The sequence below is a fragment of the Paenibacillus sp. N22P23 genome, from assembly GCF_059383735.1.
On sequence record NZ_JBXENT010000004.1, the window covers coordinates 38,628 to 56,946 of the forward strand.

At 50.8% G+C, this 18,319-nt stretch carries 15 protein-coding genes; 4 read left to right on the forward strand and 11 right to left on the reverse strand.

The features are described 5' to 3' along the window. Nucleotides 1-321 precede the first annotated feature (321 nt). The 3 genes from AC506A_RS18385 to AC506A_RS18395 all read right to left on the reverse strand — a co-directional run bounded on the left by AC506A_RS18385 (nt 322) and on the right by AC506A_RS18395 (nt 3,549). Nucleotides 322-1,863, reverse strand: a complete 1,542-nt coding sequence (locus tag AC506A_RS18385) for an MDR family MFS transporter (protein ID WP_495462827.1) — start codon at nt 1,861-1,863, stop codon at nt 322-324. A gap of 56 nt (nt 1,864-1,919) precedes the next feature. Continuing rightward, nucleotides 1,920-2,546: a PadR family transcriptional regulator gene (locus AC506A_RS18390; protein WP_495462466.1), complete on the reverse strand. Its 627-nt coding sequence runs from the start codon at nt 2,544-2,546 to the stop codon at nt 1,920-1,922. A gap of 157 nt (nt 2,547-2,703) precedes the next feature. Beyond that, entirely contained in the window at nt 2,704-3,549 is an 846-nt protein-coding gene (locus tag AC506A_RS18395) for an amidohydrolase family protein (RefSeq protein ID WP_495462467.1), read from the reverse strand. Nucleotides 3,550-3,667: 118 nt separating this feature from the next. Here AC506A_RS18395 and AC506A_RS18400 point away from each other — a divergent pair, with 118 nt between their 5' ends. After that, entirely contained in the window at nt 3,668-4,435 is a 768-nt protein-coding gene (locus tag AC506A_RS18400; protein ID WP_495462468.1) for an endonuclease/exonuclease/phosphatase family protein, read from the forward strand. 42 nt (nt 4,436-4,477) lie between these two features. Here the strand turns inward: AC506A_RS18400 and AC506A_RS18405 are convergent, their stop codons facing one another. The 4 genes from AC506A_RS18405 to AC506A_RS18420 all read right to left on the reverse strand — a co-directional run bounded on the left by AC506A_RS18405 (nt 4,478) and on the right by AC506A_RS18420 (nt 8,871). Then, complete coding sequence (locus tag AC506A_RS18405; RefSeq protein WP_495462469.1) at nt 4,478-5,386, reverse strand: fumarylacetoacetate hydrolase family protein; 909 nt, start codon at nt 5,384-5,386, stop codon at nt 4,478-4,480. A gap of 63 nt (nt 5,387-5,449) precedes the next feature. Then, nucleotides 5,450-6,223, reverse strand: coding sequence for an SDR family NAD(P)-dependent oxidoreductase (locus AC506A_RS18410; protein ID WP_495462470.1), 774 nt, complete (start codon nt 6,221-6,223; stop codon nt 5,450-5,452). Between the two features lie 61 nt (nt 6,224-6,284). Further along, nucleotides 6,285-7,043, reverse strand: coding sequence for an IclR family transcriptional regulator (locus AC506A_RS18415; protein WP_495462471.1), 759 nt, complete (start codon nt 7,041-7,043; stop codon nt 6,285-6,287). A gap of 1,126 nt (nt 7,044-8,169) precedes the next feature. Next, nucleotides 8,170-8,871, reverse strand: coding sequence for a stalk domain-containing protein (locus tag AC506A_RS18420; RefSeq protein ID WP_495462472.1), 702 nt, complete (start codon nt 8,869-8,871; stop codon nt 8,170-8,172). Nucleotides 8,872-9,055: 184 nt separating this feature from the next. On the opposite strand from AC506A_RS18420, the gene AC506A_RS18425 reads away from it, so the two are divergent. Both AC506A_RS18425 and AC506A_RS18430 read left to right on the forward strand, forming a co-directional pair. Then, nucleotides 9,056-9,955 (forward strand): helix-turn-helix domain-containing protein, encoded by a 900-nt coding sequence (locus AC506A_RS18425; protein ID WP_495462473.1) that lies wholly within the window; start codon nt 9,056-9,058, stop codon nt 9,953-9,955. A 92-nt stretch (nt 9,956-10,047) separates the two neighbouring features. After that, nucleotides 10,048-11,034 (forward strand): phytanoyl-CoA dioxygenase family protein, encoded by a 987-nt coding sequence (locus AC506A_RS18430; RefSeq protein WP_495462474.1) that lies wholly within the window; start codon nt 10,048-10,050, stop codon nt 11,032-11,034. A gap of 59 nt (nt 11,035-11,093) precedes the next feature. Here AC506A_RS18430 and AC506A_RS18435 read toward each other — a convergent pair whose 3' ends face one another. Then, nucleotides 11,094-11,879 (reverse strand): VOC family protein, encoded by a 786-nt coding sequence (locus AC506A_RS18435; protein ID WP_495462475.1) that lies wholly within the window; start codon nt 11,877-11,879, stop codon nt 11,094-11,096. A gap of 241 nt (nt 11,880-12,120) precedes the next feature. Here AC506A_RS18435 and fabV point away from each other — a divergent pair, with 241 nt between their 5' ends. After that, nucleotides 12,121-13,311, forward strand: a complete 1,191-nt coding sequence (gene fabV, locus AC506A_RS18440) for an enoyl-ACP reductase FabV (protein WP_495462476.1) — start codon at nt 12,121-12,123, stop codon at nt 13,309-13,311. Between the two features lie 69 nt (nt 13,312-13,380). Here the strand turns inward: fabV and AC506A_RS18445 are convergent, their stop codons facing one another. The 3 genes from AC506A_RS18445 to AC506A_RS18455 all read right to left on the reverse strand — a co-directional run bounded on the left by AC506A_RS18445 (nt 13,381) and on the right by AC506A_RS18455 (nt 18,316). Continuing rightward, nucleotides 13,381-15,903 carry an apiosidase-like domain-containing protein gene (locus AC506A_RS18445; RefSeq protein ID WP_495462477.1) on the reverse strand — a complete coding sequence of 841 codons (2,523 nt, stop codon included), beginning with the start codon at nt 15,901-15,903 and terminating at the stop codon, nt 13,381-13,383. A 215-nt stretch (nt 15,904-16,118) separates the two neighbouring features. After that, the gene (locus AC506A_RS18450; RefSeq protein WP_495462478.1) at nt 16,119-17,234 is read right to left on the reverse strand and encodes a Ger(x)C family spore germination protein; all 1,116 of its coding nucleotides are present in this window, start codon (nt 17,232-17,234) and stop codon (nt 16,119-16,121) included. Beyond that, nucleotides 17,231-18,316, reverse strand: a complete 1,086-nt coding sequence (locus tag AC506A_RS18455; RefSeq protein WP_495462479.1) for a GerAB/ArcD/ProY family transporter — start codon at nt 18,314-18,316, stop codon at nt 17,231-17,233. The genes AC506A_RS18450 and AC506A_RS18455 overlap by 4 nt, the downstream gene beginning before the upstream one ends. Nucleotides 18,317-18,319 lie beyond the last annotated feature (3 nt).

Genomic DNA, 18,319 nt, shown 5'->3' on the forward strand with positions numbered 1-18,319 from the left:
GATCTCGCTTATTTCGTTCTAACGAACCGTGATCTGTTGCGCAAAAAAAAACCGCTCTTCGATTCTAACGAACCGTGAGGACCTTATTTAGGGGAAAACAATAGCTTTTCAATTCTAACGAACCATGGAGGCCTTGGGGAAAAGGAGCGGAAAAGGGTGCTTTGACACGAAATAGCGCCTGTAGGGTTCGTTAGATTTTCAAACCCACACAATTTGCTGAAATAAGAGCTCTGTGGTTCGTTAGAGTTACAGACCGCAATTATACAAAAAAAAGCTGCCTCAAACGTCGTAAGTTGCACGTTTTGAGACAGCTTTGGTTCATTAATGTGAGGATGTGCCGTATTCGCTGCTCTCTGCCATAGCGTCGAGCTTCTGGCGGCCCATGAAGAATGCGAACGCCAATGCAAGCACCGATGGAATGATCGCCCACATGAAGGTGTACGTGATCGAAGATGAAAGTGCAGCTACGATCTTATCCAGCACGTCGGTCGGGATCTGTTCTCTCGTTTCCGGCGTCAGAATGGCACGCGGATCGCTAAGATCAAGACCTGCAGGCAGTTCAGCCGCACCGCCTCCCGCACCGGCGAAGGAATCCTTCAATTTATTCGTCATCACATGACTTTGGACGATACCGAATACGGTTATTCCGATGGTCATCCCGAGCGAGCGAAGGAAGTTAAGCGTTGCACTCGCCGCACCGCGCTCCCTTGGTGAGAACGAATAGATGGCGGCGTTGCTCAGTACCGAGAACGACGCTCCAATACCAAGGCCGACCAATATCATAAACAACGTCACGATAAACCGCGTCGAATCGACGCCGAGTGTCGTCAGAAGCACGTTGCCTGCCACAAGAATAGCGAGTGTAGGGATCATAATGGAACGGAAGGTCATCTTCGTCATCAAGAAACCGCCGCCAGTCGCCGTAACGACTGTACCGAGCATCATCGGCAGAAGGACCATGCCGGCATTCGTTGCTTTACCGCCGAGTACGCCTTGAATGAAGATGGGAATGTAAACGGAAGCGGTAATGAACGCAGCACCACTAAACATGGCAATCGCATTACTGCTCCAATACAGCCGTTTCCGGAACATGTTAAACGAAATAATCGGCTCCGACACTTTACGTTCAATCATAATAAAGGCAATCAGCAATACGGCGAAGCCTGCAAACAAACCAAGAATCATGGATGAATCCCATGCATATTTCTTACCGCCCAGCTCAAGCGCGAACATGAGGCACACGATACCCGCCACCAACGTGAAGGCGCCGCCCCAGTCGATGCGCTGCTTGGCATGCTCAACCGATTCTTTATAGAAAATAGCAATCATCAGGAAAGCAATCAAACCAAGCGGCAGGTTAATGTAGAAGATCCATTCCCATGCGATATAATCCGTAATATAAGCGCCAAGAAGCGGTCCAAAGATACTCGACATACCGAATACGGCTCCGAATAGACCGCCTAGCTTACCGCGGCTCTCAAGAGGCACGGCATCGAACATAATCGTGAAAGCAATTGGCACGAGCGCGCCGCCGCCAATACCTTGAATCGCGCGGTAAATACTAAGCTCGATAATCGAGTGAGCGGTACCGCACAGAATCGAACCAAGCATAAAGGTTAAAATCCCAAATATAAAGAACCGTTTGCGTCCATACATATCGGACAGTTTACCGAAGATCGGCATACCTGCCATTTCGGCGACCATATAAGCTGATGTTACCCATACAAATTTGTCCATGCCGCCGAGGTCATGAACGATCGTACCCATCGCCGTAGCTACGATGGTGTTGTCCATGGATGCCATAAGAATGCCAAGCAGCAAACCCGCGACAACAATACCTACATTGCTCTTTTTAGCCATCATTTTGAGTAGTTCCCCTCCATTGTGTACATCCTTGTTCTGTCCAGCCGGTTCGTCTGTCATGCATCTGAGTCCTCATCATCCATAGGCGTCGAATTAATCCACACCTGCTCCCCATCCTCCAGCCTCGTCAAGCTGCCATCCTTGATCTCACGGATAAACGATCGCAGCCAAGCGAGCTCTGACTCCAACTGGTTGACAATAAACTCCTGCTCGATAATGAAAATCCGTGCAAGTCCTTGTGAAACCGCATAATCATTCCCGGCGCGGCGCAGCACGATGTCTTTCTGCACGAAGTTGATACGCTGCTCCAAGAGAGCAGCCGTTTCCTTCGGCGAAATATGGCCGATAAACGATAATGCCACAGGTAATTGAGGATATTCTTTCACTGGGGCATAAATCAACTCTCGGATCCAATCGTGAAACTCTGCAACCCCGGCTTCGGTCGGCGCATAGATCGTCCGCTCGGGATGTTTCCCTTCCCGCTGCGTTTCCAGTGGCACGATCCAAGCCTGCTTGAGAAGAGAATCCACTACCGAATAGAGCGAGCCGTTATTGAGCTTGATTACATCCGGAATTCCGCGTTGCTTCATCGTAGCGGCGATTTCATACGGATGCATCGGTCGTTCATTAAGCAGCGATAAGACGGCTAGAGCCAGCATGTTACTTACCTTTCGTTTGGCCATCCTTCATTGACTCCCTTAAGAAACGATTCGAACTCGTATAGTCCATTTCGACTATACGGAATAGAACGATTACTGTCAACCGTCTTCAGCATGAGAAAATAAAAAAACCTTGGGCTGATGAGCTTTAGGATTTAAGCTCCCCCAAGGTTAGAATGTTCTATAAAGACAGTTTATAGAATACCGCCGCATTGCTGCCGTAAAGCGCCTCGCGCTGGTCCTTACTAAGTGCTTCCGGCAACGCTTCATCCAGCACATCGCATACATCCTTGTAGCTTCCGGCAAGCAGACAAACCGGCCAGTCACTGCCGAACATGATTCGCTCCGTACCGAAAGCGTCAACGATATGTCTCACGTAGCTCATAAATTGCTCCGGCTTCCAGTCGTCATGCGAAGCCTCCGTAATCATACCCGAGAGCTTGCAGTACACGCCGGGATAAGTTGCGGCAATCTCGCTCATTTGTGCAGCCCACGGCTCGAAGATTCCCTCGCGAATTTGCGGCTTGCCGATATGATCGATGACGGCATGCAGACCAGGTACTTGCTGAAGCAAGGCAAGGGTCGCAGGCAATTGATGCGAAACAATGAGCAAATCGACAGGCAGCTTGATCTCGGCCAAGTAGCTAAGCGCCTCCAGCGATTGCGGATTCAGCGCTTCGAATGGATCGCTCATATCTTGAATCATCACGCGGACGCCGACAAATTTCGGATGCTGCCGGAATCCGTCCAACACCTTGCGCCAGTTCGGATCTTGAAAGTCCAACCAGCCCACTACGCCGGCAATCGAGTCCGCATTATCGCTCAGCGACAGCATGTAGGCTGTTTCTTCGTGGGTCGCTGCAGCTTGGACAACGATGGTGCGCGTTACACCGGCAGCCTCGAGCGCCGGTTCTAAATCCGCAGGACCGTAATCGCGGAATAGGATAGGACCTGCTGCCGGCGTCAGCCAGCCATAGTCCCCGCGGTCTAATTTCCAATAATGCTGGTGGGCATCAATTCTTATCATCTTTATTTGGCTCCTTCAGGATCGATTTTTTTGTTGTGAGTTGAAACGCTTCCATGTTATATTTTGGTTTCCTGGATCATGCATCCATTTATTTGATATTGAATGGAGGAACAGCTACATGAAGATCATGACGTTTAATCTGCGTGTCCACGTTGCATCTGACGGCGACAACGCTTGGCCCTACCGAATTCAAGAAGCAGCCGAAGCCATCAAGCAAGCGGATGCGGATGTTGTCGGCACGCAGGAAGGTACTGCTGCTATGCTGCAAGATTTAGGAGCGCTGCTGCCTGACTATCGCTGGCTTGGCATCAGCCGTACCGGCCAGCTTGAAGGCGAGTATTGCGCGATCTTCTATCGCCATGACGTAATAGAGCCAGTGGAAAGCGGACATTTTGGACTGTCCGAATTTCCGGAGCAGCTTGGCTATGAAAGCTGGAATACAGCCTGCCCTCGCATGTGCAGCTGGACCAAGCTTCGCCACAATAACGGCGAAGAATGGATTGTGTTCAATACCCATTTGGATCATATTAGCGCCGAGGCTCGTACGAACGGCATCAAACTGATCGTAGAACGAATGAAACAGTCGTCAGTCACTAGCGGAGATATCCCTGCCATTCTTACAGGGGATTTCAATTGTGGACCTGACAGCGATGTCATCGGTGCTTTGAACGAGCTCGGTCTCATTAACGCCTATGCCTCCCTGCCTGCGAATGCTGCTGGTCTTACCTTCCACGATTTTCATGGAGGCGAAGAAGGCGAACCGATCGACTATATCTTTGTTACGCCTAATGCTCTCGTTCATGACGTTCATATTGACCGCAACCGCTATAACAGCCGCTATCCTTCGGACCATTATCCGGTCGTTGCAAGTGTGGCGCGGCGCTGATTGCAGCTAATAAAAAGGAGTGCCGAGGCACTCCTTTTCTCTTTATTCTGTGTCTGCTACGAAACGGTTCGTCAGCGCACCCAGCTTCTCGATTTCAATCGTTACTTCATCGCCCGGCTTCAAGTAAACTTGCTGCTCGACCGGAAGACCAAGCACAACCCCTTCAGGCGTCCCCGTCAAAATCACATCGCCCGGCACAAGCGTCATATGCTGCGACACGTAGCTGACAATCTCATCACAAGCGAAAATCATATCCGACGTGTTGGAGTTCTGGCGTACTTCACCATTCACGGTGGACTTGATCCACAGATCATTCGGATTGCCAACTTCATCGGCAGTCACAAGGTACGGGCCGAGCGGGCTGAAATCGTCGCAGGACTTGCCCAGCAGCCATTGCTGCGTACGAAGCTGCAGGTCACGTGCGGACAGATCGTTCACGGCGCAGTAGCCGAATACGTGAGAAAGCGCGTCTTCTTTTGCCACATACTTTGTTTTCTTACCGATAACGATCACAAGCTCTGCTTCATAATCCAGCTTCTCCGTTACTTTCGGAACGGCGATGTCCTTCAAATGGCCTGTAAGCGTATTGTTGAATTTATTGAACAGAATCGGGTATGCCGGAATCGGTGCGTTTGTTTCCTCAGCATGCTTGCGGTAATTGAGCCCAATGCAAATGATTTTGTTCGGATGCGTGACGCACGGTCCCCACTCGATTTCACTTTCTTGACGCACATAGGATTCTCCGCCTGCTACTTGAAGTGAATCGATATAGTTTCTAAGGGAAGCTGTTGCCGCCTCTCCGCCTTCAATAACTGCCATCACCGTTGACGGTACTTCTGCGCTTGCGCTTCCTGCAGCGGCTTGAAGTGCTGCCTCTACGTCTACAACACCGTTCTCTGTTACTACGCCAAGTGCGTTACGACCTTGTTTGGAAATGCTAATGAGTTTCATAAGTGAATTGGCCTCCGATCTTATAGTTAGAAGTGAAATAAACAAGTTGAACTTAAATTAGAATTAAGCGTTCTTGCCGAATACAACGCCGCCGTCCACATAGAACGGAGAGCCCATTACGAACGAAGACTCATCGGATGCCAGGAACAGTGCTGCTTTGGCAACATCTTCAGGCAAACCAAGTTCTTCGCTCAATTGACGTTTCTTCAAGCCTGCAATCGCCTCTTCCGGATCGGCGTACGAGGTTTTCAAATAGTTCTCTACGAATGGGGTCATGATTGTGCCCGGTAGAAGTGCGTTAACACGAATATTATAAGGGGCATAGTCGACTTGCATTGACTTCGTAAGCGCAAGAACGGCGCCTTTAGTCGCTGCATAAGAAGCACGGCGTGCTAGTCCGATCTCTGCGATACACGAAGACATGTTGATGATCGAACCGATACGGCGTTCCATCATATGAGGGATGACATATTTGGAAGGCAGGAAGACGCCGCGGATGTTGACGTTGATGACGCGGTCCCAAGCTTCCGGTTCAATCTCATGCAGCAGGCCGACGCCGCTGATGCCTGCATTGTTGAAGAGTACGTCGATGACGCCGTAGTGGGCGATAATTTGATCGACCATGGCAGATACTTCAGTCGGATTGGTGACGTCTGCACGGATGAAGATCGCTTCTCCACCCGCTTCTTGAATCTCCTTAACTGTATCGGATCCGTGCTGTTCGGACAGATCGTTAATGACGAGCTTCGCGCCTTCACGCGCAAACAATAGTGCCGTGCTCTTGCCGATGCCGGAGCCCGAGCCTGTAATGAGAATTACTTTATTTTGCAACCGCATTCTCTCATCTCCCTCATGTGTTGTAATTGATTGTGCGCGATACCTGGGGCAGGTGATCGCTTTACTTCAGTACCGATAATCGCTGGGCAAGCCCCGTCATTTCTTCGATGGCTTGGTTCGCCTTGACTTCCCATTGGTGAAGCAGCATGGAGCAGCTAACTGCTGCAGCTTGGTTCGCGTTTGCGCCGGCCATTATGGGAGCCGCCACGCAGCGAAAGCCCATGACAGACTCTTGATCGTCTAAGGCATAACCTTGCTTGCGAATGACATCCAGTTGGGCAAACAGCTCATCACGGTTGCCGATGGTATTTGGCGTCAGCTTCGGCAGCTCGAGCTGCGGGTACAGGGTGAGTCGTTCTTGCTCGCTTAATTGCGAAAGCATGGCTTTGCCGAGCGCCGTTGCATGTGCGGGAAGCCGCATGCCCGGCTCGGATTGCAGCCGGACCGGCGATATCGCTTCCACTTTGCCCATGTACAGCACGTGGTCGTCTACACGCTTTGCCAGCTGAACCGTCTCCTGCAGCCGATCTCGAACCGCCACTGCTTCGTCCAAGAAATACTGATGCAGATCATACTGCTTCAAATATGACGAGCCGAACTCCGCAAAAGCATGGCCAAGCACATACGTATCGCCTGCCGCCCGCTTCACCCAACCGAGTACTTCCATGGTGCTCAGCATGGAGAACATCGAGCTTTTGTTAATTTCAAGCTTCTTCGATAAGTCGATCAGCTTATGCTTTGCAGGCTCCCGCGCCAATACGGCCAGTACTTTATCCGCCTTCTCCAGCGCAGGCACCCAGTACTTGCGTTCCTCAGACACGCCAATCGCCTCATCCATTGTTGATGATTTGGTTTCGTATAAGAAACCAACTTCTTTATAGTAAACCTAATTGATACATTCACTATAGCTCGCCTAGTAGGGAATTTCAATAAGAAAATTGGAGTATATAGATTGGGATGGGGGGGGGGCGGCTTGGTGCGGTACGTGGGAACGAGAGCAATTGGCGATTCGAGCCAGTTTGCGGTAGAGATAGAGGCTTTAAGCGGCATATCCGCTATCGATGCTTGATTCGGGTTAGTTTGGCGGCTGATAGCGGCATATCCGCTTACAGCAGCTTAAAGTGCGCGGTTCGAGCGGATTAGCGGCGGTTCTGGGGATCGTAAGCGACATATCCGCTATCGATCCTTGATTCGGGTTAGTTTGGCGGCTGAGAGCTGCATATCCGCTTACAGCAGCTTAAAATGCGCAGTTAGAGCGGATTAGCGGCGGTTCTGGGGATCGTAAGCGGTATATCCGCTATCGATGCTTGATTCGGGTTAGTTTGGCGGCTGATAGCGATATATCCGCTTTCAGCCTAGCAGAATCCGAGGCTCATACAGATTATGGGCCGCTCGAGCAATCAAGAGCGCTTATTTCGGGTTCGTTTAAAAGTTGAGAGTCGCTTTTTCCGACTCTCCGTTCTTATTTCCTACGGATTCTCCACTGAGAGTCGTGTTTTCCTACTCTCCGCTTCACGATACGACCGTGCGAGACTGTTTCTAGTTCTGAAAGTCGGTTTTCCCGACTCTCGACTCTTTGTAGTAGCGAATTCCATCCTGAGAGTCGTGTTTTCCTACTCTCAGCTTCACGAGGCGACCGTACGAGACTGTTTCTAGTTCTGAAAGTCGGTTTTCCCGACTCTCGACTCCTTGTAGTAGCGAATTCCATCCTGAGAGTCGTGTTTTCCTACTCTCAGCTTCACGATACGACCGTGCGAGGCTGTTTCTAGTTCTGAAAGTCGGTTTTCCCGACTCTCGACTCCTTGTCGTAGCGAATACCATCCTGCGAGTCTTGTTTCCCAACTCACAGGATGGAATTCGCCGAATCAGCTGGAATGCACACTCCCCCCAACGCAAAAAAGCCGAAAAAAGCGAGAGCGGTCATCCGCTCTCGCTTTTCCAACTAGTCACTTAAACGGACTCGGCTCCTGATTCAGCTTTACTGTGCTGAGGAGGCGTTCCTCATCGATTTTATAAAACAACTGATTGTTAATCACTTCGGTGATGACGGTATACGCCTTCGTAATTTGCTTATAGGCACTATCATCCCCGGGGTTGATGACATTGTAGCGTACCGCGATTTCATAGATCGGCCTGTTCGCAGCGTCGTTGCCGAGCACCCTGCCATCTATAATTTTATAGCTGGAAATACTGCGCATCGAAGAACCTACCATCCCTGAGAAAGGATGCCACACACGTACGTCATCCTGTATCGCCTGCGCCGAGAGCAATAATTTGAAATCTTCATCCGCGTCATAGGAACTGGAGAATGCCCCCTGAAGAGCGGCCATATAGCGGTTTACTACATTAATGACGCTGTTATATTGGATATAGCCGGGAAAAGAGTCATCCTTCCATATATCCACTGCGCCGCTTCCGCCGCCCATGATGCTGACTTCCTTCTTCGCCGAGCTCCATGCGACTTCACCGCCCAACTGTTCAGCAACAATGCGAAGCGGCACGTAAACGCGACCATCTCGCAAATAGGAACCGCTGTCCTTCACATTTATCCCATTTATCTTAAGAGTCAGTTGACCGGCAGCGTAAACAGCCGTTCCTGTTACAAGTGAACATACCACGCACAGGATGGCAATCCATTTCTTCTTCATGACGACAACTCCTCTTATCGGAAATAGTAATGCCTTTCTACTATGGACGCTTCCCAGTACCAAACAGTTGCGAGCTGCTTCGCAAATCTATTGCACCAAGTACTGAACCTCAGCAATAATATACCCAAAGGACACTATATCCCCGATGCACCAACTAAAATCCCGTGAAAAGGAAGTGCGCCACATGCTGCCGAATCCAAACGGCTCACCGATCATCAACAGTATTGGCGATATCATCGTCCAAGCAGGCGGTCACCATGTTGGGCCTCGCACAATTCCCGATTATGAGCTGGTCTATTTTCCGGAGGGTACAGGGACAATCTATGAGCTGTCCGGGATACAGCACAGACTGAGCACACCGTGTTTTGTCTTCACGCAGCCCGGCGTCTCGCACAGGTATATATTTGACCGCGTCCGCAATGTCCGGCATCTATTCGTTCACTTCGACTACGATTCGTTGCGGGAAAGGGATCCGCGTTTCACCGCGCTGCTCAGCAGCATTCACGTGGTTCCGGCCGTGCAAAGCAGCTTAATCGGGGCCATTATGAACCAAATCGTCGTCGTCGCCAATTATCAATCCCACCACTGGCGGCGCAGACTAACCTCCCTCGTAGCCACAGCAATCGAAGAATTAGCCGCATTCGCCGATAAAACGCCGGAGTTCGCCATAAGCAGCTACCCCGTACAAATCGCCAACAGCATCGCCTACATGGAAGAACATCTCACAGAGCCGATTACGATCGAAAATATTGCCCACCAATCCGGCTGGTCCCATGCGCATTTTACAAGGATGTTCGTCGCGGCTGTAGGCATGTCACCTAAACGAATGCTGCTCGAACGCAGACTGCACCGGGCTGAGGAATTGATGATGAAAGGCGCGGGTACGGTCAAACAAATCTCCTATTTGGCCGGGTTTGGCGACGAGCATCATTTCTCCAAAATGTACAAACGTATCCGCGGCATTAACGCAACCGAATACATGGAGCGCTGCAAAGGACAAATCTTCCGGCATACGGCAATTGACGCAGATCCTGCCCGTACTTTCGTCAACCGTCATATTGTCATAAATCCGGATATCAAATAAACACATTGAAAATCGGTTTCCTGCCATTGAAACCGCTCTCTTAATATTGCACAATAATAACATATCATCTCGTTACTGGAGGAATAGAATCGATGGCAACTTACTATACGCCTAAGTCCCGCGAGCGGGTCGATCGTTATCTGGTCAGTGTTGAGGAGTATGCGCATTATCAGCGAAACGGTTACCTCGTCGTAAGAGGTCTTGTGTCAAAAGAAGACATCGCCGAGCTCTTCGAGCTCGCCGAGAAAACAAGAACGAAAAACAAAAAAACGGCTCGTGAATCCCACAGCCATAATCCGCTGGACGACGAATTCCTAGATGCTACACGCGTGCATATGCTCTCACGCATTGAACCTGCCGCAGAACGCGGTATGCTGAACCCGCGCATCCTGGATGTGACAGAGGCTCTGATTGGGCCGGATGTCTACGCGGTGCAATCCATGATGTTCCTCAATCCGCCCGGCCGCGGCGGCCAAGGCTGGCACCAGGACGCTTGCTATATCAAGACGCATCCTGACACCTTGATCGGAGCTTGGATTGCGCTTGAAGAAGTCGACGAAGAGAATGGCTGCCTCTGGGTAGCACCCGGCTCCAACCATGAACCCATCTATCCGCCTGACGGTATGGGCGGAGGCAATGTGCATGCACTGGATGCCTTCTCGAATTTGAACGCCGTGCAGAACGTGAGTCATCTGGATGATGAAGTGAACACGTTATCGAAGGTGGTCGCCAAGTATCCGCCCCCGATCTCCGTCCCCATGCAGCCGGGTGACGTACTGTTCTTCCACTCGCATCTGTTTCACCGGTCTTATCCGAATAAGACGACAGACCGCTTCCGCCGCTCCTATGTCTGTCACTATTGCAATGCCCGCTCCTGGGTACCATGGGATCATGACGGCTACGAAGGCGATTCCGGTAACTACCGCCAAATTCTCGCCCGCGGTCGTACGCACCTTCCTTATGCAGAGCCGGCTTTCGGCACGGAGGTTTATTTGTACGAAGGCGATGACACGGACGGCAGCGTCAGCATGATGGGCATGGACAATGGTATGATGATGCCGATTGGCCAGAAGAAATAAACAAAGAACGGCTTCCCCTCACAGTTCATGTGAAGAGAAGCCGTTCTTTTCTCATCCGCCTACTCCGAACAAATCATAACGACGTTTCCGTCCGGATCCTTCACCGTGAAGAATGCCAGACGATCGCCATGCCGTTCAATATCGGTAAACACGGGGACACCTTGCGATGCCAAATAAGCGCGTGAGCCGTCCACATCATTCGTTACAAACATAAACAACGTCTCATAGTCGTCGCCATGTCTATAACGGTTATTATCGATCAGAATGCCGCTGCCGCTGCTCATCTGCAGGCTGTAGATCGAACCTTCCTCCCCGACATCGTCTAATCGATATGCCAGACCCAGCGCTTCGCTATGAAACTGAATAGCCCGCTTCATATCCGTAACATTTAGAAAAACACTGCCAATCCGATTCATGATAGGACTCTCCGTATCTACTATGCGGTCCACTACTTCTGATTCATAGTCCGATTGCGTAACCATGATCGAATTGCGATCCGGATCCTCGAATCGGAAGAAAGCTAATCCCGGATGCGGGCGATCAATTTCACTGATGCTGCTTATCCCTCGCTCCTCCAGGAATCGGCGAGCCGCCTCAATATCTTCGGTTTTATACATGAATTTGACATGCGGCATATCAGTCGGCGTGTTGCTCTTGTTATCATCCAGAATGATGCCTGTCCCACCTTGCAGGGCCAACCAATAAACATTGCCACCGTTTAGACGTTCCTCCAATACGGGCAGCCCCATCACCATGCTGTACCACTCGGCGGATCGGCGGAGATCTGTAACATGGACAAAAACACTTCCCACAACATGTTGAATCGGACTGATTACATTTTCCATCTGAATCCGCTCCTCACTTCAACTTCGTTAGGTTACAACCCTTGACCCTGCCTGATCCGCGTCTTTCCTCCGGCAACTTAACGTTAGTTCTATTATAGCAAAGGAAAATGTTTCCACCCCATATAAAATCGACGGAAATCGCTTCAAATGTTGCGGATTCGCTTCAATAAGGGTACTATCAGAACATTGAGCATTGACACAAATGCGAGACAACCGTATGAGAGGAATTGAACAGACACACATGATTATCAAACCAAGAACACGCGGTTTTATCTGCACGACCGCTCACCCTACGGGCTGTGCCCTTCAAGTGCAGGAACAAATCAATTATGTCAAAGAGCACGCAGCCATTAATGGGCCTCGCAATGTACTCGTAATCGGCGCATCCGCGGGCTATGGCCTGGCAGCTCGTATTGTCGCGGCATTCGGTGCCGGCGCGAATACCGTTGGCGTTTACCGCCAAAGCGAAAGCAAAGCAAACCGCACCGCGTCCGCAGGCTGGTACAACTCCGCTGCATTCGAACAGGCAGCGCAGCAAGCAGGCCTGAAGTCGTTCAGCGTGACAGGCGATGCCTTCACGGATGAGACGAAACAGAAAGCGGTCCAGCTAATTAAGCAGGAGCTCGGTCAAGTTGATCTGGTTGTATACAGCGTGGCATCCGCGCGCAGAACCGATCCGAAGACAGGAGAAACAGCAAATTCCGTACTGAAGCCAATCGGCGCTACATACACGAACAAGACCGTTAACTTTCATAGCGGCGAAGTGACATCCATCACGATCGAGCCTGCAACTGAGCAGGAAATTCAAGATACCGTTACCGTTATGGGCGGCGACGACTGGCAAATGTGGATTGACGCGCTGCAGCAAGGCGACGTACTCGCTGAAGGTGCAACTACGATCTCCTATTCGTATATCGGCTCGCAGATTACACAAGCAATCTACCGTGAAGGCAGCATCGGCCAAGCTAAGGATCATCTGGAAGCTACCGCGAAGAAGCTGAGCGAACAACTGAGCGCAAACGGCGGACGTGCATTCGTCACTGTCAGCAAAGCGCTGGTCACACAATCCAGCTCCGCTATTCCTGTCGTACCTCTCTACATCTCCGCGCTGTATAAGGTCATGAAGGAGAAGGGGCTTCATGAAGGCTGCATCGAGCAAACCTATAGATTGTTCAGCGAGCGCCTATACGCTGGCGGCGAAGTTCCGGTGGATGCGGAAGGCCGCATTCGCATTGACGATTGGGAGCTTCGCGAAGATGTTCAAGAAGAAGTGGCGAAGATTTGGGATGCCATTACGACGGAAAACATTGAGCAGCTTTCGGATCTCGAAGGCTACCGCAAGGAGTTTTTCCAGCTGTTCGGCTTCGAAACGGACGGCGTCGATTATGAAGCGGATACTGATCCAAACGTAGACGCACCAAACATCCTGTAATCACCACTGAATAATCGAAAGGCCGGGTGCCTCGCCATTAGCGATGCACCCGGCCTTTCCTGCGTTCACTTACTGGTTGTAAACTTCAAACTCGTACACAATCGGTGCGAAGCTGGTTCCCGATGTGTAATAGATACGAGCTTTGCTGCCGGTAACCGCGCTGAACGTAATAACCTTCGGTACGCCGCTTGCTCCGATCGTTGTCCCTGTATAAGCCGTCACCCATGAGGTTCCGTTCCAATACTCAATGCGGTAACCCGTCGTTCGGCTGTCATACTCGGTGAGCACGACCTTATTGAAGGTGGTGTTCGTACCGAAGTTCACCTCCAGCCATTGGCCGCTCCAGCATCCGCTGCATGCCTGCCAGTTGGTCGCTGCAGACCCATCGAAGGCCTTCGGCGCCTGCTGATTGGCATCCCACGAGGAGGAACTGGAGTACGTCTTGCCCAGCGCCAGATTCGGCACATCATAATAAACCTCAAATTCATAAATAATCGGCGCATTCGCTGTCCCCGAAGTAAAGTAAATTCTCGCCTTGCTGCCTGTCACTGCACTAAACGTAATGGTCTTGGGGACAAAGCTCGCGCCGATACTCGTGCCGGTATACGCCGTCTGCCATGTAGAACCGTTCCAATATTCGATCCGGTATCCTGTCGTCCGACTGTCATATTCCGTGAGCACCACTTTATTAAACGTCGTGTTCGCGCCAAAGTTCACTTCCAGCCACTGCCCGCTCCAGCAGCTATTGCACGCCTGCCAGTTGGTTGCCGTTGTGCCGTCGAAGGCTTTCGGCGCTTGCTGGTTTGCATCCCACGAGGAGGAGCTGGAATACGTCTTGTTCAGCGCCAGATTCGTTAAGTTTGGCGCAGGAGTTGACGTCTTCTGAACGAGCAGCACCCAATCGTTCGTATCCGGCTTAGACGGGATGCTCCACTGCCCGGAAGATGCCTGTGCGCTGCTGCTGATCGTCGTGTAGGCACCGGTTCTCGGATTGTACCAACGGGCATTGTACAGATACGCATTATCCATTTGCTTCAATGTACCGGTACTGGTCGTACCGTTAAAGAAGAAAACAGCGTAAACCGAATTGCCGTCGGAGGAGATCAAGGACTTGGACGTATCGCTAAACGCCCCCCAGCTTGCATCATCAAACCGCGGAACCAGCTTCCACCACTCCAGCGACGTATAGAAGCTTTTGAAATACGCCAATTGGTTGCCAGTTACATAGTTCGCGCCATCATACCACCATGTGTACCGTGCCGGAAGCTCGTAGCCGGTCCCGAAATCATCGGCACCACCCGAAACCGAATACACGTCGTTCCACGTGCCCGATGCCCCGTATCCATACCCGTAAATCCCGTATTGGAACGATTTGTACGCTGCGCCTAATGCACCTCGGGAATCTGTCCAGAAGCCGTCGTATGCGCTTTCATACATGACCGAAGGTTTGGCTGTCGCGAAGTTCCAGAAGTCTTTTGCCGTACTCATTCCGGTCATATCCCCTTGCCACTGAACCGCCCAGCCGTCATGATAAGCCTTGCCCGCCCAAGTGGAATTCGATGCGACCGCTGTACTCGTATTCTCCATATGCGGCATAAGAGGCTGGTTGTACGCATCATTGTCCGATATGCTCTGCCCGGCGGCATACCATTTGCTCATCGTCGTAGTGTTGTAGTTGTTGTACATGTTGCGGTCGATCTCCTGCGCGATCGTCCAGATTACCGGATAGGAGCCGTATCTCGCAACCCAATATTTCGCAACTCGCGCCATGTAGGCATCGGTATACACGGCATTACTCGCCGGATCAAGAGCCCATGTGACCTGCGCGTTGGCGTGGACAAGTCCTTGATCGGCAATATACTTGAATTTACGATCCAAGTTATCAAAGCCGGGAAGGTCAGTGCTCGAGAAGCCATCACTGAGGTTCGCTACCGCTTCTTCATCAGCACCGGTATGTGTTCCTCCGCCGTGCGGCTGCCAGATCGGCTCCGATTGGTATACGGTGAACCCTTGGCCTACGCGTTTGTCCACCACATATTTGAACTGTGAGGCAACCCCTGACTTATTGGAGGTCGAGAACCGTTCATGCGGCAAAATCCAATGCGTATCGCCTAGGTAGAAGAACGGCGTACCGTCATTATAAGTAAGATAGCGGCCATTGCTGCTTACCTTTAAGAAGCCTTTCTGATAGATCGCCTGGCTTCCTGTATAGGTATTAGCCTGAATCGTTTTTGTAACATTGTGCAGTCCAGAATCGGATGTATCGTTTGCGGTGGTCGTCATTGTCCAAGCACCGGTCACTGTCGGTGCGAACCGAACCTTCCAACCCGATCCGCCGTTCCAGAATGCCGGTCGGGTAATGATAACCCCGCCGGGTCCGCTGAAGGTAGCGGTCACATCCACATCTTGAAACGGGTTTGTGTACGTCTTGGAGCTGGTCAACGAAATTTCGACGGTCTGCCACTTCTGAACGGTGTAATCTGCCGCGAATGCCTGCTGCGGGATCACAAGCGCCCCCATCATGATCGCGAAGGCTAGCAGCAACGTGCTGAGTCGCCGCCTTTTGAAGCCTAAACGTAAACCGGTTAACATATCATCCACTTCCCCTCTGACAAGTTGATATGACTTCGGTTTCCTGCCGCTTATTTGCGGAAGACGCTGCCCCTCCTTTCTTGCATAACGACCAGCCTGCCATCTAGTCTCCTTAACGCAGGCACTCCTCTCCTCTATTCAAGTATAGAAAACGAGCGCTCGCTCTAACATTGCTGCATTTTTCTATTTATTTGCTTCATTATGGTTCTTCTGCCTTACGCCGACTTCCCGGTATTATTAATCACCACCGTGAAGCTGCATGTTGCCTTTATCGAGGGATAAACCTCAGGCCAGTTCAATTTCTCCCAAGCGGCATAGCTCATATGATTACGAACCGGAATGCCCATTCCAATGCTGTCGACACGGTTTTTCTGCATAAAGGCAATCAGCTTCTGGCCCCGCTCAGTCAGTTTCTTCGCAACCTGCTGCTCGATTCGTTTCTGGTCCCCGGGCTCAGTGAGGGAGAGCTTGCCGGTGTATTCAAGAACCGATCCCTTGATCTTGATGTGAATGTGAACCGAAGGCACTCCGGATGAATCGCGGCCGACTTTCACCCGCCAGCGGCTTATGAGAGAGCTGAACAAGATGGTATCTCCCATACTCTGATGGCCATTCAATTGGACTGCGACCTCGCCCTGCTTGAAGGAACCTCTAAGAAAAGCAAAAATGATCCCTTCCTTGGCAGGAATCATCGTGATGTAGCGGTCATCCCGAAACAAGCCCACACCATCGATATTAATATGCTCACCGGAATCTCTGAGAACAGGCATAACAGGATCAATTCCATCATCATACAGATCTCGTGTGAACGAGTAGAGCGACGTTAAGGGGATCGTCCTGCCCATCGCTTCCTTATCCAGAATCCCATCGATGTATTTACCGGTAATGGGATGCTGCTTGTAGTCCTTCTGCAGCATTTGTTTGGCATTCCCGTTCACGACGGATAGTTTGAGCCGCGGAGAAATAGAAGGATCACGCAGTAAGGTGTCCAAATGCTTGATCATTCCGCTTCTCGCAATTGACATGCTGAATAACGCATTGCGGAGTTGACCACTGACCAGCAGCAGATTGGTCTGTTTCGCGAGCTTGGTTCTGGCCTCTTTCCCGCTCGCTGCGACCGCACTCAGCACCTCGCGCTGCGTGCGTGCTTGCGGATCCGCCTTCGGCATGGAAACGGCAATCTCAAGCCTATTGTCATCCACCAAATCATAGCTGCTCGTTTGGGAGAAACCGAGCTTCTCGAGAATCCGCTGATCGCCGCAGCCCGTTAAGGTCATTGCAACAGTCAGTGTAACCAGCAGCAGCATTATTTTTCTCATGTTCAGCTTCATGCGGACGCCACTTTCTCCCGCGTGAGTGCCAACACTATAATGAGCAGCAGCGGCAAGGTAAACGCAATGATGCACTCCACGGCACTGAACACTTTGAACCATGTCTGCACATCGCTTATCGTGTCAGGGACATAGGCGACAATATAGCACAGCAGCACAATGATGCCGGCAAGCACATTTTCTTTCATTTTCGGAAATATTCTGCGGCCCGTCTCCTTTGCCGACCATAAATACATGACGACTGTAAACACAGTTGTGAATAGGAAGAACCCGCAGAATAAACTCTCCAGCCGCTCGACGAATGGGAATTTTATATACGCCATGAGGTCCAGCAGTGGATACAGCATTCGGTTCAATTGTTTCGGGCTTAAGAAGCCGAATGCGACAAAGCAAATATAGGTATAGATTATCGTTGTCAGCAGACTGCCGAGGATGCTTGAGCGGAGAAATTTAGTCTTGGCATCGGTCGAAGGAAAGGTAAGCATCACTAGCTCATAGCCGAGATAGGCCGAATATATGCCGACAAAGTCTGCCAAAGAGCCTGTTCCACCTTTAAGAAAGAACGGCGTTAACCTCGCAAAGCTGAATTCGCCATAGAAGAAAAACACCAGCAGCAGCATCCACACTGAGAACCAGAAGAACATCGTGGCGGCTTTTGAAATATTGTACAGCCCCTTGATCATCAACCAGAATATCAGCACATCCATGACAAGCTTGAACACCATCGGGTTAGTCGTAGGAAAGGCCAGCATTTGAAAAATAAGCACGTATTCCTTGCCAACCAAACAACCCAGCATAGCCCACACGCCGACAAGAAACAAATAAAGCGGCATCAACAGCATTCTGGGAATCACATGTTCCAAAATATCGAAGATCGATTTACCCTTGCCGAGCTTATAAACAGCCCCGATCAGCAGCAAATTGATGATGACAATCAGCCCATAGCCGGGCAGTACAATCCACCCATTCGTACCGAAGGTTTTGCTCAGCATCTGCGGAAGCATGAAGATAACGACTCCAAACTGCATCATATAGACAAGTATGGTCATATGAAATGCAGACAGCTTCTCTGACCCATTCATAGG

Excerpts from the sequence above, each read along its gene's own strand:
- AC506A_RS18430 (WP_495462474.1), top strand. The coding sequence starts at position 10,048 with ATGGCAACTTACTATACGCCTAAGTCCCGCGAGCGGGTCGATCGTTAT.
- AC506A_RS18410 (WP_495462470.1), bottom strand. The coding sequence starts at position 6,223 with ATGCGGTTGCAAAATAAAGTAATTCTCATTACAGGCTCGGGCTCCGGC.
- AC506A_RS18435 (WP_495462475.1), bottom strand. The coding sequence starts at position 11,879 with ATGGAAAATGTAATCAGTCCGATTCAACATGTTGTGGGAAGTGTTTTT.
- AC506A_RS18385 (WP_495462827.1), bottom strand. The coding sequence starts at position 1,863 with ATGATGGCTAAAAAGAGCAATGTAGGTATTGTTGTCGCGGGTTTGCTG.
- AC506A_RS18455 (WP_495462479.1), bottom strand. The coding sequence starts at position 18,316 with ATGAATGGGTCAGAGAAGCTGTCTGCATTTCATATGACCATACTTGTC.
- AC506A_RS18420 (WP_495462472.1), bottom strand. The coding sequence starts at position 8,871 with ATGAAGAAGAAATGGATTGCCATCCTGTGCGTGGTATGTTCACTTGTA.
- AC506A_RS18405 (WP_495462469.1), bottom strand. The coding sequence starts at position 5,386 with ATGAAACTCATTAGCATTTCCAAACAAGGTCGTAACGCACTTGGCGTA.
- AC506A_RS18425 (WP_495462473.1), top strand. The coding sequence starts at position 9,056 with ATGCTGCCGAATCCAAACGGCTCACCGATCATCAACAGTATTGGCGAT.
- AC506A_RS18400 (WP_495462468.1), top strand. The coding sequence starts at position 3,668 with ATGAAGATCATGACGTTTAATCTGCGTGTCCACGTTGCATCTGACGGC.
- AC506A_RS18395 (WP_495462467.1), bottom strand. The coding sequence starts at position 3,549 with ATGATAAGAATTGATGCCCACCAGCATTATTGGAAATTAGACCGCGGG.
- AC506A_RS18445 (WP_495462477.1), bottom strand. The coding sequence starts at position 15,903 with ATGTTAACCGGTTTACGTTTAGGCTTCAAAAGGCGGCGACTCAGCACG.
- AC506A_RS18450 (WP_495462478.1), bottom strand. The coding sequence starts at position 17,234 with ATGAAGCTGAACATGAGAAAAATAATGCTGCTGCTGGTTACACTGACT.
- AC506A_RS18390 (WP_495462466.1), bottom strand. The coding sequence starts at position 2,546 with ATGGCCAAACGAAAGGTAAGTAACATGCTGGCTCTAGCCGTCTTATCG.
- fabV (WP_495462476.1), top strand. The coding sequence starts at position 12,121 with ATGATTATCAAACCAAGAACACGCGGTTTTATCTGCACGACCGCTCAC.